General features: G+C 68.1%; 14 protein-coding genes. 8 read left to right on the forward strand and 6 right to left on the reverse strand.

The annotated features are described in order from the left end of the window. Positions 1–73 precede the first annotated feature (73 nt). Entirely contained in the window at positions 74–1,456 is a 1,383-nt protein-coding gene (gene lpdA, locus IEX71_RS03860; RefSeq protein WP_229749438.1) for a dihydrolipoyl dehydrogenase, read from the reverse strand. Between the two features lie 207 nt (positions 1,457–1,663). On the opposite strand from lpdA, the gene IEX71_RS03865 reads away from it, so the two are divergent. Next, complete coding sequence (locus tag IEX71_RS03865) at positions 1,664–1,843, forward strand: DUF5302 domain-containing protein (RefSeq protein WP_188835598.1); 180 nt, start codon at positions 1,664–1,666, stop codon at positions 1,841–1,843. Between the two features lie 68 nt (positions 1,844–1,911). Here the strand turns inward: IEX71_RS03865 and IEX71_RS03870 are convergent, their stop codons facing one another. Continuing rightward, positions 1,912–3,414: a leucyl aminopeptidase gene (locus IEX71_RS03870; protein ID WP_188835599.1), complete on the reverse strand. Its 1,503-nt coding sequence runs from the start codon at positions 3,412–3,414 to the stop codon at positions 1,912–1,914. Between the two features lie 114 nt (positions 3,415–3,528). On the opposite strand from IEX71_RS03870, the gene gcvT reads away from it, so the two are divergent. Next, on the forward strand, positions 3,529–4,632 hold the full coding sequence (gene gcvT / locus IEX71_RS03875; protein WP_188835600.1) for a glycine cleavage system aminomethyltransferase GcvT: 1,104 nt from the start codon (positions 3,529–3,531) through the stop codon (positions 4,630–4,632). 4 nt (positions 4,633–4,636) lie between these two features. On the opposite strand, the gene IEX71_RS03880 is transcribed toward gcvT, so the two are convergent. Further along, entirely contained in the window at positions 4,637–5,305 is a 669-nt protein-coding gene (locus IEX71_RS03880) for a response regulator (RefSeq protein ID WP_308420952.1), read from the reverse strand. After that, the gene (locus IEX71_RS03885) at positions 5,292–6,494 is read right to left on the reverse strand and encodes a sensor histidine kinase (RefSeq protein WP_188835601.1); all 1,203 of its coding nucleotides are present in this window, start codon (positions 6,492–6,494) and stop codon (positions 5,292–5,294) included. Before IEX71_RS03885 ends, IEX71_RS03880 begins: the two co-directional genes overlap by 14 nt. Positions 6,495–6,627: 133 nt before the next feature. Here IEX71_RS03885 and IEX71_RS03890 point away from each other — a divergent pair, with 133 nt between their 5' ends. The 3 genes from IEX71_RS03890 to IEX71_RS03900 all read left to right on the forward strand — a co-directional run bounded on the left by IEX71_RS03890 (position 6,628) and on the right by IEX71_RS03900 (position 8,674). Continuing rightward, positions 6,628–7,527 carry an ABC transporter ATP-binding protein gene (locus tag IEX71_RS03890; protein WP_188835602.1) on the forward strand — a complete coding sequence of 300 codons (900 nt, stop codon included), beginning with the start codon at positions 6,628–6,630 and terminating at the stop codon, positions 7,525–7,527. Further along, on the forward strand, positions 7,524–8,333 hold the full coding sequence (locus tag IEX71_RS03895; protein ID WP_188835603.1) for an ABC-2 transporter permease: 810 nt from the start codon (positions 7,524–7,526) through the stop codon (positions 8,331–8,333). The genes IEX71_RS03890 and IEX71_RS03895 overlap by 4 nt, the downstream gene beginning before the upstream one ends. Positions 8,334–8,458: 125 nt before the next feature. Further along, a complete protein-coding gene (locus IEX71_RS03900) occupies positions 8,459–8,674 on the forward strand; it encodes a hypothetical protein (protein WP_188835604.1) in 216 nt (71 codons plus the stop codon). Positions 8,675–8,714: 40 nt separating this feature from the next. Here IEX71_RS03900 and IEX71_RS03905 read toward each other — a convergent pair whose 3' ends face one another. After that, a complete protein-coding gene (locus IEX71_RS03905) occupies positions 8,715–9,320 on the reverse strand; it encodes a DUF3043 domain-containing protein (RefSeq protein WP_229749439.1) in 606 nt (201 codons plus the stop codon). A gap of 76 nt (positions 9,321–9,396) precedes the next feature. Here IEX71_RS03905 and IEX71_RS03910 point away from each other — a divergent pair, with 76 nt between their 5' ends. Genes IEX71_RS03910 through IEX71_RS03920 form a run of 3 tightly spaced genes read left to right on the forward strand, consistent with a single transcriptional unit; the run spans position 9,397 to position 12,642 of the window. Continuing rightward, positions 9,397–10,758: a dipeptidase gene (locus IEX71_RS03910; RefSeq protein ID WP_373284546.1), complete on the forward strand. Its 1,362-nt coding sequence runs from the start codon at positions 9,397–9,399 to the stop codon at positions 10,756–10,758. After that, a complete protein-coding gene (locus tag IEX71_RS03915; RefSeq protein WP_188835606.1) occupies positions 10,755–11,597 on the forward strand; it encodes a nucleotidyltransferase family protein in 843 nt (280 codons plus the stop codon). The genes IEX71_RS03910 and IEX71_RS03915 overlap by 4 nt, the downstream gene beginning before the upstream one ends. Before the next feature lie 10 nt (positions 11,598–11,607). Next, complete coding sequence (locus IEX71_RS03920) at positions 11,608–12,642, forward strand: glutathione S-transferase family protein (RefSeq protein WP_188835607.1); 1,035 nt, start codon at positions 11,608–11,610, stop codon at positions 12,640–12,642. Here IEX71_RS03920 and IEX71_RS03925 read toward each other — a convergent pair. After that, entirely contained in the window at positions 12,627–13,724 is a 1,098-nt protein-coding gene (locus tag IEX71_RS03925; RefSeq protein ID WP_188835608.1) for a DUF2330 domain-containing protein, read from the reverse strand. The two genes, IEX71_RS03920 and IEX71_RS03925, sit on opposite strands and share 16 nt — an antisense overlap. Positions 13,725–13,773 lie beyond the last annotated feature (49 nt).

Consider the following 13,773-nt stretch of genomic DNA (forward strand, 5'->3'; position numbering starts at 1 on the left):
CGAGTCGCAAACTCCATGCAACGCCGACCCATCCCAGGCCTCCTGAGCTTGTTCAGAATTAACTTCAGTTATCTCACGCATGAGCGTGCAAAGGCTTCCCGGCGAGGGCGAGGTGCGCTTCGCCGAGTGCTTCGTTCTGGGTGGGGTGGGCGTGGATCAGTGATGCGACGTCGTCGGGCAGTGCTTCCCAGCCGACGATGAGTTGCGCTTCACCGACCTGCTCGCCCATCCGTGCTCCGATCATGTGGACACCGACGACCGTGCCGGTGTGGCCTGCGCGAACCACCTTCACGAAGCCCTGAGTCTGCAGGATCTGGCTCTTGCCGTTGCCGCCGAGGTTGTAGTCGTACGTGGTGGTCGAGTCGCCGTGCTTCTCACGTGCGGCGGCCTCGGTCAGCCCGACCGACGCGATCTCCGGATCGCAATAGGTGACGCGCGGTATGCCGGACTCCTCGATCGGGGTGGGCTCCTTCCCGGCGATGTCCTCCGCGACGAAGATCCCCTGCGCGAAGCCGCGGTGGGCCAGCTGCAGGCCGGGCACGATGTCGCCGACGGCATACACGCCGGGCACGCCGGTGCGGCAGCGTTCGTCGGTGATCACGAAGCCGCGGTCGATCGTCACACCGGCTTCGGCATACCCGAGGTCGTCGGTGACCGGCCCGCGGCCGACCGCGACCAGCAGCAGGTCGGCGGTGAGCGTGTCGCCGGACTCCAGTGTGACGGTCACTTCGTCGCCCTCTTGCGACGCCGAGGCGAGCTTGGCGCCGGTGAGCGCCTTGATCTTGCGCTTCTTGAAGGCCCGCTCGAGTTGCTTGGAGATGGCCTCGTCCTCAGCGGCTACGAGCCGCGGAAGGGCTTCGACGATCGTGACCTCGGAGCCGAACGACGAGAAGACAGAAGCGAATTCGACGCCGATGACACCGCCGCCGAGCACGATGACGCGGGACGGGACCTCCTCGAGGGTGAGCGCCTGGTCACTGGTGACGATCCGGCCGCCGATCTCGACACCGGGCAACGTCTTGGCGTAGGAACCCGTCGCGAGCACGACGTTCTTACCGGTCAACACCCGGTCGTCGACGGTGACCGTGCTCGGCGAACTCAGCCGTCCGGTGCCTTCGACGAAGGTGATGTCGTGCGACTTCACCAGTCCCTGCAGACCTTTGTAGAGCCGACCGATCACGCCGTCCTTGTAGCGGTGCACCCCGCTCATGTCGACCGACTCGAAGGTCGTCTTGACACCGAACTTCGCGCCGTCGCGGGCGCTGTCGGCCACCTCCGCGGCGTGCAGCAGTGCCTTGGTCGGGATGCATCCGCGGTGCAGGCAGGTGCCGCCCACCTTGTCCTTCTCGACCAGGGCGACCCGCAGGCCGAGCTCAGCGGCTCGGAAAGCGCACGCGTATCCGCCGCTTCCGCCACCGAGGATCACCAGGTCAAAGTTGTCGGCCGGTGCCGTCATACTCGGAACGCTCCCTTGCGTCTCGCCGCTGCATGAATGTCGGTGACACCCAGGCGGACGCGAAGGTGCCATCGCCATCTTGGCACTTGCCCGGTCGTCGCGTGCCATCGGTATGACGACCGCGCCGCGCCGGACTGAATATGTGGTGGCGGGCAGGTGGCACGCATGCGACAGTGAGGGCACCCGCAAGTGCAAGGAGGCCCCATCATGACCGACACGCACGGACCCAGTGACGAGATGAAGCGCAAGTTCCGCGAGGCACTGGACAAGAAGCATTCACACGGCGGCACCGACGTCTCCGACAAGTCGGCGCACACCAAGGTTCACGGCGCGCACGACGCCGAGACCAGCGCCACCCAGCAGATGTTCCGGCGCAAGTCCGGGTGATCGGATCCGCTTACGTCACAACGGAACCCCACACCGCATCGGTGTGGGGTTCCGTTGTTCCGGAGTCGTCAGCTGCGGGACTGCGCGAGCTGCACGAGAGTGCGCACGCCGTACCCTGAGGCACCCTTGCCGACATACCCGTAGGCGTCGTCGGTGGAGTACGCCGGACCCGCGATGTCCAGGTGCGCCCACGGCAGTTGCTTGCCGTCGGCGTCGTCGCCGACGAAGTCCTGCAGGAACAGCGCGGCGACGATCATGCCGCCCTGCCGGGCACCGGTGTGCTTGGTGTCGGCGACGAGCGACTTCATCCCGGAGCGCAGGTGCTGCAGCAGCGGGATCGGCCACAGGTCCTCACCGGTGGTCCCGGCTGCCGCGACGACCTCGTCGCGAGCGGCGTCGTCGTTGCCGAGCACGGCGGCGGTCCGGGTGCCCAGTGACAGCACCGCGGCCCCGGTGAGGGTGGCGACGTCGATGAGCAGGTCCGGCTCCTGGCGGGACGCCAGTGCGAGCCCGTCGGCCATCACGAGCCGGCCCTCGGCGTCGGTGTTGATGATCTCCACCGTGCGACCGTTCGGCATCGTGACGACGTCGCCCGGACGCTGCGCGTCGGAGCCGGTGAGGTTCTCGGCCAGGCACAGGTAGGTCGTCACTGCGACCGGCAGGCCGAGATCTGCGATCGCCTTGGTGGCGGCGGCGACCGCGGCCGCGCCGGCCATGTCGCACTTCATGGTGATCATGCCTTCGGCCGGCTTGATGCACAGGCCGCCGGAGTCGAAGGTGATGCCCTTGCCGACGAACGAGATGTGCGACTTCGCACGCGCCGGCTCGTAGCTGAGGACGACCATGCGCGGCGGTCGGGCCGAACCCCGGCCGACGCCGATCAGGCCACCGCAGGACTCCTTGGCCAGGGCCTTCTCGTCGAGCACCTTCACCTTCACCTTGGTGCCGGCGAACCGCTCCTTGACGGCGGCCGCGAACGACTCCGGGTAGAGGTCCAGCGGGGGAGTGTTGACCAGGTCCTGCGCCCACGCGCGCTCGTCGGCCACGACCTGCGCCTGCTTGACGCCGGTCTTGACATCCTTGTCCTTGGCCAGCGACGTGAGCACGGTGATCTTCGAAACCGGTTTCCCAGCACCGCCGTTCGACTTGTACGACGTGAAGGCGTAGGACCCGTAGAGCGCGCCCTCGGCAGTCGCGGTGACCTGCGCCGCACTGGCGGACGGGAACGCGAGGGCGATCGTGCCGGCCTTGCCGGCGAGTGCCCGTATGGCGGCACCGGCGGCACGCCGAAGCGCTTCCGTGTCGTCGTCGGACGGTGCGCCGGGCAAGCCGGAACCACTCACCACGACGGTGCCCTGCACGCCCGGGACGCCTGCCAGCCGGACGATCTCGTCGGCCGCGCCCGTCGCTGCGAGTGCGAGCAGGTTGGCATCCAGGTGTTCCCGGGTCTCGGGTGCGATCGCGGAGGTCGCGGCCACCTGCGCATGCTCACCGTCCTGGACAGCGAGCACGACCAGTGCATCGCTCTTGTTCTTGGCGACCAATTGGTCGGCGACGTTCAGCCTCGGCACGACTACTTCTTCTCCTAATGCAGTGAACCCGACGGCGCGGTATGCGTGCCCGCGCTACTCGAGGGTTGGACTCCGGCGACGATACGCCCTTCGCGGGGCGCTACGGTGCCGCCTATGACCGAGGAGCAGAAGACGTCCCCCTTGCACGAACGCCACCTCGCACTCGGTGCGAAGATGGCGGACTTCGGCGGCTGGCAGATGCCGATCGAATACCCCGGCGGCGGAGTGCTGCGTGAGCACACCGCGGTGCGCGAGCGGGTCGGGATCTTCGACGTCTCGCACTTGGGCAAGGCCACCGTGCGGGGCGTCGGCGCGGCGGACTTCGTCAACGCCTGCTTCACCAACGATCTGCGCAAGATCGCGCCGCCGAAGGCGCAATACACGATGTGCCTGGACGACGAGTCCGCCGGCGTCGTCGACGACCTGATCCAGTACCTCAAGTCGGACGACGAGGTGCTGCTCGTGCCCAACGCCGCAAACACCGCCGAAGTGGTTCGCCGGATGCAGGAGAAGGCGCCCGAGGGACTCGAGATCACCGATCAACACAGCGAATTCGGCATCATCGCGGTGCAGGGACCGAAGGCGCCCGAGGTCATCGAAGCGCTGGGGCTGCCGACCGACATGGACTACATGTCCTTCGGGATAGCACAGTGGGAGGGTCGCGAGGTCATCGTGCTGCGCTCCGGTTACACCGGCGAGAAGGGCTTCGAGTTGGTGCCGCGCTGGGACGACACCCCGGCGCTGTGGGATGCGCTGATCGAGGCGATGCAGCCGTATGACGGACTGCCGTGCGGGTTGGGTGCACGCGACACCCTGCGCACCGAGATGGGCTACCCGTTGCACGGCAACGAGTTATCGATGGAGATCACGCCCAACATGGCGCGCGCCGGATGGGCGGTCGGCCGCACCAAGGACGCGTTCTGGGGCAAGGAGGCGCTCGCTGCCCAGAAGGAGGCCGGCGGCTACCGGCTCACCTGGGGGCTGAAGGCGACCGGTCGTGGCATCCCGCGCTCGCACTGCGAGGTCAAGAACGCCGACGGTGCCGTGATTGGTGAGGTCACCTCCGGCACCATGTCGCCGACGCTGAAGGTCGGCATCGCGATCGCGCTGATGGACCGTGGCACCAAGGAGGGCGACGAGGTCGTGATCGACGTGCGTGGTCGCGAGTTGCCGGCCGTCGTGGTGAAGCCGCCGTTCGTCCAGACCCAAGTCGACTGACCCGTCAGCCCTGTTGGGCGTCGTGCACCAGAATCGCGACCTGCACCCGGTTGTCGGCGTCCAGCTTGGTCAGCACCCGTGATACGTGTGCCTTCACCGTCGGCACGCTCATGTAGAGCCGACGTGCGATGTCCGCGTTGGACAGGCCCGACCCGATGAGCTCGGCCACTTCCAACTCACGTGCGGTCAGTGCCGAGAGACGGTCGCGCGCCGCGGCATACCCGCTGGTGTTGCCACCGGTGACCTTCTCGACCAGTTGACGGGTGACGCTGGGGGAGAGGATCGGTTCGCCCGCGACCACCGATCGCACCGCTGCCACGAGTCGCTCGGGCGGGGTGTCCTTGAGCAGGAAGCCGCTGGCTCCGGCACGCAACGCCTGCACGATCAGGTCGTCGGAATCGAAGGTTGTCAGCACGATGACGTGTGGCGAATCAGGTTTGCCGACAAGCATCTTCGTCGCCTCGATGCCGTCGGTGCCAGGCATCCGGATGTCCATGAGTATGACGTCCGGGCGGTGCTCACGCGCCGCGGCGACACCCGCGGCGCCGTCGCTCGGGTCACCGGGCAGGACGTCGATGTCGGGTGCGCCGCCCAGGATCAGTCGCAGCCCGGCGCGTACCAGCGCGTCGTCGTCGACCAGCAGGACCCGGATCATGGTGTCAGGAGTCGTCACGGGGCCACGGTAGTCGTGCGCGGACGACGAAATTGTCCGCGCGGTCGCGTCCGGAGGTGAGCTCGCCGCCGACCAGTTCGGCGCGCTCGGTGGCGCCGACCAGTCCGAGTCCGGAGTCGGGTAGCTCGCTGGTCACCGCTGTGGCGGAGACCGTCGACATGGCGTTGCGCATGGTCAGCCGGAGGTCGTCGCCCTCGTGCACGATGACTATCGACATCGGCTGTCCCGGTGCGTGCTTACGTCGGTTGGTGAGGCCTTCCTGCACGATGCGGTAGGCGTTGCGGGACGTGAGCTCGGTCAGGCCGGTCAGGTCGTCGGGCAGGCTGAATTCGACCGGACCGTCGGTGGATTCGAGCCCGGCGACGAGCTCGGGAAGGTCGCCCAGCGTGGGCTGCGGTGCGTCCGGGCCCTGGGGCAGCGCCGTCGGGTCGCGGAGCACTCCGAGGACCTCGCGCAGCTCGGTGAGCGCCGCGTGCGCGTTGTCGCTGATGATCGCGGTCGACGCGCGCAACTCCTCCTGCGAGAGGTTCGTGCGATAACTGAGCGCGCCGGAATGCATTGCCACCACTGAGATCCGGTGTGCCAGCACGTCGTGCATCTCCCGTGCGATGCGAGCACGTTCGGCGACACGTGCCTGCTCCACCCGCAGGTGTTGCCGGTCCTCGGCGACGGCGAGCTGCGTCCGCAGGTTGGCGACCAGCTGGCGACGTGCACCGATCGCCCAGCCGATGGCGACGCACAGTGCGACGGCGAGTGCTCCGATGACTGCGGTGGTGATCCACTCGCCGAGACCGTCGTCCTGTCCGTTCGGGAAGAAGAACTCGAAGAGGAAGCCGGCAACCAGCGCTTCGGCGCAGCACAGCAGGGTCTGCCGCCACCGACGGTGCGTCGCCAACGAGGTGAGCGCGAGACACGAGGCAGCCGCCGAGACGACGGAGACGGCAGAGAAAGCAGTCAGGACCACGCACACGCCGAGCGGCCAACGACGGCGCCACTGCAGCAGCACCAGCGCGACCACACCGACGGTCACGTCGACGGCGATCCAGGTTCCCGGCTGGCGGTAGCCCTGGACACCATCCGCGATCTGCGCGGCCAGCAGCAGACCGCCGAGACAGACCGCGACGAACTCGCGCCATACCTCACCCCAGACATGACGGCGGCGGCTGATGCCGGGCAGGGCGAGGGACACGATCGTCAGCGTAAGGGCCCGAGCGGCTACTTCAGGAGAGCCGGGAGTAGAGCGATCGCCATACCAAAGTAGGAGACAGGTTCATTCGCGCGGCCGATGTGCGATGACCGGTCGACACGGCACCGTGGGGGTCATGATCGAAGTAGAGAACCTCACCCGCCGTTACGGAGCGTATGCCGCCGTCGACGACGTGTCCTTCTCGGTGCGACCCGGGACGGTCACGGGATTCCTCGGACCGAACGGCGCAGGCAAGTCGACGTGTATGCGGATGATCTGCGGGTTGACGCCACCGACCAGCGGTGTTGCCACCGTGCTCGGTAAGCCGTATGCCGCGCTGGGCAACCCGGGTCGGCAGGTGGGCGTGCTGCTCGACGCTTCCGCCCAGCACAACGGGCGGACCGGCCGGGAGATCCTCACTCTCGGCGCGATCATGATGGGGCTGGACCGGCGTCGGGTCGACGAGATGCTCGAGCTGGTCGGCCTGACACGGACGGAGTCACGGCGCCGGTTGCGCAACTACTCGCTCGGGATGCGGCAGCGGCTCGGCATCGCCCATGCCCTGCTGGGGGACCCGCGCGTGCTGATCCTCGACGAGCCGGCCAACGGGCTCGACCCGGCCGGCATCCGCTGGATGCGCAGCCTGCTGCGCGGCTTCGCCGACGAGGGCGGCACGGTCCTGCTCTCGTCCCACCTGCTGCACGAGATCGAGGTCGTCGCCGACGATCTCGTCGTCATCGGCCGCGGCAAGATCGTCGCCAGCGGTTCGAAGGCCGAGCTGATGTCCGCGGCCGGCACGACGGTCCGCAGTGACGACGACGCTCGCCTGGCAACCGCCTTGGAGGTCGGCGGTTTCCAGGCGACGCCGGTCAACGGTGGCGGCATACACACCGACGCCGCGCCGCGCGCGGTCGGGCAGCTCGCGCTGCAGCAGCAGGTCGTCCTGACCGAGCTGCGTGAAGCAGGGTCGGCCGGCCTGGAGGAGATGTTCCTGCAACTGACGGCCTCGGACGCCCGGGAAGGAGTTGCCGCATGAGCACCGCTGCACCCACCAAGGAGAAGGACATTCCGATGCCGTCCCGCTTGACGGATGCCGGCGCCGGCATACCAGTCTCGCGACTGGTGTCGCTCGAGTTGCGCAAGCTGACCGACACCCGGGCGGGCCGCGTGCTCGTGCTCGTAGTGGCGGCCCTGGTCATCGCGATCGGGCTCATCGGAGTCTTCAGCGGGAAGCCGAGCGAGGACAAGGACCTGACCGACTTCTTGAGTCTCGCGTCATTGCCACTGCAGATGGTCCTGCCGTTGCTCGGGGTGCTGGCCGTGACCTCGGAGTGGTCGCAGCGGACGGGTCTGGTGACGTTCACCCTGGAGCCCCGCCGCTCGCGGGTCGCCTACGCCAAGTGGAGTGCTGCGCTCGTGTTGGGCATCGCCGGCGTGGCGCTCGCGCTGATCAGCTCGGTGGCATTCACCGCACTCGCCGGGGCGTTGCGTGGTGGGGAACAGTCCTGGAGCCTCGGCTGGCAGGTGCTGCTCGGTGTCGTCGTCGGTCAGCTGCTCTACATGTCGATCGGTGTCGCCTTCGGCATGCTGATCCAGAACACACCGGGCGCGATCGTGGCATTCCTGATCCTGCCGACGCTCTGGTCGATCCTGGGCAGCTTCTCGTGGTCGGAGTCCGTTGCGAAGTGGGCGGACACCAACCGCACGCTCTCGCCGTTGTATGACGGCTCGATGCAGGGCGACGACTGGCCGAAACTGTTCGTCTCACTGCTGATCTGGCTGGCGCTGCCGATGAGCGTCGGCATCTGGCGGATGACCCACAGCGAGGTGAAGTCCGCATAGGGAGCCACCGGGTGAGGTGGGGGCACCCGGGGTGCGAGCCCGCTGGTCTCTTCGGGGGAGGCCAGCGGGTTTTCGCTGCCCGCATCCTGCGGACACTGTCCGCGGTGCCGATTAGGGTCGCGAGTATGACTGATGGCTGGCGCTGGACCTACGAGGACGCACACGGGACCCCGGTGAGCGGGGTCGAGTTGGTGACGACGGCTTTCCCGACGCAGAGCGACGCCGAGAGTTGGCTGGGGGAGCAGTGGCGGTCATTGTTCGCCGGCGGCGTCGCCGCAGTGACGTTGCACCGTCACGACACTCGGGTCTACGGCCCGATGCTGCTCTCGGACGGCGGGTGACCGGTGCCGTGGGCACCAGCCCCCTTTCCAATTGACTGCGTTAGATCGAGTCGCCGCGCTTGACGCGCGGGCCCGGCCGGCGGCCGGCGCGCAGCTGGAACGCCCGCATCACCGCGTATGACGCAGTGCCGCGCGGCGGCTCGGTGTGGAAGCGTTCGCGGATCTGCGCCTTGATGCGACGCACCATGAGAGTGGCGTCGATGATGCCCAGCACCACGACGAACCACACGAGGAAGAACGCGATCATCTGCAGCATGCGGTTGGGCAGGATCGTCAGCACCAGCACGACCAGCATCAGCGGCAGCAGGATCTCACCGAAGTTGCGCCGCGAGTCGACGTAGTCGCGGATGAAACCCTTGACCGGGCCCTTGTCCCGCGGTGGCAGCGCCTTCTCGTCGCCGCGCGCGAATGCCTCACGCTGCTCGACACGCTGCTTGCGTGCCTCGTCGCGCGACTCGCGCTTGGCGGCCTTGCGATCGACCGGGACCAGTGGCTTGCGGCGGGCGGCTTCCCGCTCCTTGCGCGTCGGGGTCGGCCGTCCCTTCTTGGGCGTCAGTCCCGGCGTCGTGGTGGTCCCCTTGTCGAGGTCCACGGAGGGCTCCGAGGTCACATCGGAGTCTGCTGAGGTCTTGTTGCGGCCGAACACGTCGCACAGTCTACGGGTCAGGACGACGACGTGATGACCGCCACAAGGTGAGAAGTCCGACCGATACCGTGGCGTGGTGACCGAGAACTCCACTCCGCAGAATCAGTCCGACCTCCGCGCGACCGTGCGTGCGCTGATGCCCGCCGTGCGGGCCGATCTCGAAGCGCTGACGCGCATCCCCAGCGTGTCGCTCGACTCGTTCGACCAGACGCACGTCGACACCAGTGCGGACGCCGTCGCGCAGTTGCTGCGTGACGAAGGCCTGGACGTCGAGATCGTCCGTGAAGGCGGTCGTCCCGCTGTCATCGGCAAGCTCGCCGCGCCCGAGGGCGCACCGACGATCACCCTCTACGCGCATCACGACGTGCAGCCGCCCGGCGACGACAAGGACTGGGACACCCCGCCGTTCGAGCCCACCGAACGCGACGGCCGGCTCTACGGCCGCGGCGCCGCCGACGACAAGGCCGGTGTGATGGCGCACGTCGCTGCGTTGCGCGCGCACGGCGGGCGGCCGCCGTGCGGCGTCAATGTATTCGTCGAGGGTGAGGAGGAGGTCGGATCCGACTCGCTGGCGACGATCCTGGAGCGGCACGGCGACAAGCTGGCCGCCGACGCCATCGTGCTGGCCGACTCGTCCAACTGGAAGATCGGTGTCCCGGCGCTGACCACGTCGTTGCGCGGCATGATCCGCGTTGTCGTCTCGGTGCGCACGCTCGACCACAGCGTGCACTCGGGCATGTTCGGTGGGCCGGTGCCCGATGCACTCACCGCACTGGTTCGATTGCTCGCCTCGCTGCACGACGAGAAGGGCGATGTCGCGGTCGAAGGTCTGGTGGGTGGTGACGCCGCTGATCTCGACTTCGACGAAGCGCGGCTGCGTGAGGAGAGCGGGTTGCTCGACGGTGTGCAGGTGATGGGCACCGGCCCGTTCCTGTCCCAGCTGTGGAACCGGCCGGCGATCACCACCATCGGCATCGACGCTCCCGCGGTGGACGTCGCGTCCAACACGCTGGTGCCCAGCGCTCGCGCGAAGGTGTCGATGCGCATCGCCCCGTCGGAGGACCCACGAGCGGCATACGACCTGTTGCGCAAGCACCTGACCGACCACACACCCTGGGGCGCCGAGGTCGAAATCACGCTCGACGACGAGGGCGCCGGTTTCGATGCCGACGCGGACGGGCCGATCTACACCGCCGCGCGGTCCTCGTTCCAGGACGCCTGGGACGGCACCGAGCCGGTGGACATGGGTGTCGGCGGGTCGATCCCGTTCGTGGCGGCGTTCGCCGAGAAGTTCCCCGACGCGGCGATCCTGGTCACCGGTGTGGAGGACCCGGACACTCGTGCGCACGGCGCCAACGAGAGCCTCCACCTGGGCGAGTTCGAGCGGGTCTGCCTGGCCGAGGCGCTGCTGCTGGCGAGGCTCGCCGAGGCAAAATGAATAATGGGGTCACTGCGGCTCTCGCACCGCTGCCGCCCGGGTATGCCGAGGTGCTCGACCGAGTCGTCTGCGATCTCGCGGCGGACGCCCGGATCGTCGCACTGTGGCTCAGTGGCTCGCTCGGTCGCGGCGTGGCCGATGCGGGTAGCGACCTCGACCTGATCGTCACCGTCGCTGATGCGGCGAAGGTCGATCTCGGCGCTGCGTCTGACTCGACCTGGGCGTTCCTCGAGCCGGTCATCAGCTACGAGATGCCCGGTCTGCCAGGGAGTTTCGCACTGACGACCCCGACCGGACTGCGCGTCGACGTCGTGCTCGAAGCGGCTTCGGACATCGCCGGGACGCCATACCACCACCGGGTGCCGGTCTTCGACCGACGACCCGAACGCACCGCACTGCCCACTGTCGACCGAGCGCCGGACGCACCCGACACCGGACGCATGGAGGCGGTCGCGCTGGAGTTCGCACGCCAGCTGGCGATCTTCCCGGACGCGGTGGTGGCGCGACGGGACTGGCTGCTCGGCCAGGAGGCCGTCCACAACTACCGCGCCTTCCTCTACCAGTTGTATGTCGAGTCCAACCAGCCGTTGCCCCCGATGGGAGTCAAGCAGTGGTCGGCGAAACTGACCGGACCCCAACGGGATCGGCTCGCGTCGTTGCCGGTGCCGGCGGCGGACGAGGAGTCGGTGATCGATGCCATGCAGCAGGTCCAGCGGGTGATCCGCACCGAGGGCCGCCAGATCGTCGAAGCAGCTGGTGCGGACTGGCCGGAGGACGCTGTGCGTGCCGGGCTCGCTCGCTGGCAGGCACGAGGCCTCGACGCCGGGTACGCCGGGTAACGTCGATCTCATGGCACAGGGCAGCTACGTCGAACCGACATACGAGCGCGACACGCGCTACATCAACGACCGCATCACGAAGGATGGCAGCGATGGCTGGCCGGTCGAAGCCGGCCGCTATCGCCTCGTCGCCGCGCGAGCATGTCCGTGGGCCAGTCGGGCGATCATGGTGCGCCGGTTGCTCGGCCTGGAGGACGTGATCTCGCTCGGGCTGTGCGGACCGACGCACGACTCGGACAGCTGGACCTTCGACCTCGACGAGGGCGGCCTCGACCCGGTCCTCGGGATCCCGCGGCTGAAGGACGCCTACGAGAAGCGCTTTCCCGGCTACCCGCGCGGCATCACCGTGCCGGCGGTCGTGGACGTGCCGACCGGTGGTGTCGTCACCAACGACTTCGCCCAGATGACACTGGATTTCGCGACCGAGTGGACCGAGTTCCAGCGCGAGGGAGCACCCGACCTGTGGCCGGTCGGCCTCCGGGAGGAGATGGCGCCGGTGATGAAGCGGATCTACACCGAGGTCAACAACGGCGTCTACCGGTGCGGGTTCGCCGGGACCCAGGAGGCGTATGACGCGGCATACGACCGCCTCTTCACCGCCCTCGACTGGTTGGAGGAGCGACTCACGGGACAGCGCTACCTGATGGGGGAGCACCTCACCTGCGCCGATGTCCGGCTCTTCACGACCCTGGTGCGCTTCGATCCGGTCTATCACGGGCACTTCAAGTGCAACCGGCAGAAGCTGGACGAGTTTCCGGCCCTGTGGGCCTACGCCCGAGATCTGTTCCAGACACCGGGCTTCGGCGACACGGTCGACTTCTCGCAGATCAAGCACCACTACTACGAGGTGCACCGCGACGTGAACCCGGCCGGGATCGTCCCGGCGGGACCCGATCTGACCAACTGGTCGGATCCGCACGACCGCGAGTCGCTCGGCGGATCACCGTTCGGCGACGGCACGGCGCCCGGCGAGATCGCCGCCGCCGAGCGAGTGCCGCAGGCCAACAACCCGGCGGTCGGTCCGGACGGTCAGCTGGTGCGCTGACGTCGGCGAAGCAGCACGATCACGCCACCGGAGATCCCGCCGACCAGCAGCACCAGGAGCACCGCGACGTCGACGGGGATGAAGTATTCATCGTCGTAGGTGTAGCGGATGACCGGTGTGTCGTGCGCCGCGCGGGCGAAGGTGAAGTCGCTGCGCACCTGCTGAGCCGGCCGGTCGAACGACTGCGTGATCTCGGTCAGCCAGGGATTCTCGGCGCTGAGTCGCCTCAGGTCGGGTGAGGTCACCAGCGAGGTCCGCACCCGATCGGCGTACACCGTCTGCATCTCACCCCGGCCGGCCGTCGGGTCGGTCCGTGAGACCCGGTGGGCGGCGAGCACGTATGTCCGGACCTGCTGAGTTTCCTTGGCACCACGTGACATTCGCATCGGGTAGACCAGTCGGTCGCTCTTGAAGGACAGGCTGACCGGTGGCAGGCCACCGGACAACGACCTGCCCTCCGCCGTCAGGCTCATCGCGGTGAATGCCCAACCCCGATCGAGGTATGGCGTCACGAGCGCCTCGAACTGCGGCGACATGACGAACCCGCGCTTGTCCAGCCAGGCGTGCAGATCGCCCGCATCGCTCGCGGTCAGGCTGATGGCTTCCAACGGCCCGAGGTCGACCGTGTCGAGCACCCGGACGCCTGACGAAGGAGCGCCCGCGGAGTAGTTGACGTCGGACCCGTCCGACCCGTCGCCGAAGATCGCCGGCGGGCCGAAGAGGTGGTGGCGCACTCGTTTGCGCGGCGCAGCCTGTCGTTCCAGGTCAGTGAAGAGGTTCCGGTCGGCCAGCGTCGGTGTTGCCGGCTTCGGTGTCGGCACGAGCAGCCCGGCGCGGGTGGCGTCGGAACGAGCCGACAGCGACATCACGATGGTCTCGCGCCCGGCGGACCGCGTGACCAATGCGGTCTCGCCGATGACGGTCATGGATCTGCCTGGTTCGTGGACCATTCCGCCGCACGCACAGGCCTCCGCAGGTGGCGTCACCGTGAACAGACCCATCGTCGCCACGAGCGCGGCCACCGTGACCTGGACAATCCGGCGTAGCCACGGACCGACCACCATCGTCGTTGTTCCTCTCATCGGGGACGTTGCATATCCGAGGCAGGCGGGCGCGCCCCGGTTCCACGAC

It is taken from the genome of Flexivirga endophytica (assembly GCF_014640635.1).
Taxonomy (GTDB): domain Bacteria; phylum Actinomycetota; class Actinomycetes; order Actinomycetales; family Dermatophilaceae; genus Flexivirga; species Flexivirga endophytica.

Bases quoted from the DNA above. Each gene is read 5' to 3' on its own strand.
- IEX71_RS03915 (WP_188835606.1), top strand. From the start codon at position 10,755: ATGAATAATGGGGTCACTGCGGCTCTCGCACCGCTGCCGCCCGGGTAT.
- IEX71_RS03865 (WP_188835598.1), top strand. From the start codon at position 1,664: ATGACCGACACGCACGGACCCAGTGACGAGATGAAGCGCAAGTTCCGC.
- IEX71_RS03895 (WP_188835603.1), top strand. From the start codon at position 7,524: ATGAGCACCGCTGCACCCACCAAGGAGAAGGACATTCCGATGCCGTCC.
- gcvT (WP_188835600.1), top strand. From the start codon at position 3,529: ATGACCGAGGAGCAGAAGACGTCCCCCTTGCACGAACGCCACCTCGCA.
- IEX71_RS03925 (WP_188835608.1), bottom strand. From the start codon at position 13,724: ATGAGAGGAACAACGACGATGGTGGTCGGTCCGTGGCTACGCCGGATT.
- IEX71_RS03900 (WP_188835604.1), top strand. From the start codon at position 8,459: ATGACTGATGGCTGGCGCTGGACCTACGAGGACGCACACGGGACCCCG.
- IEX71_RS03920 (WP_188835607.1), top strand. From the start codon at position 11,608: ATGGCACAGGGCAGCTACGTCGAACCGACATACGAGCGCGACACGCGC.
- lpdA (WP_229749438.1), bottom strand. From the start codon at position 1,456: ATGACGGCACCGGCCGACAACTTTGACCTGGTGATCCTCGGTGGCGGA.
- IEX71_RS03890 (WP_188835602.1), top strand. From the start codon at position 6,628: ATGATCGAAGTAGAGAACCTCACCCGCCGTTACGGAGCGTATGCCGCC.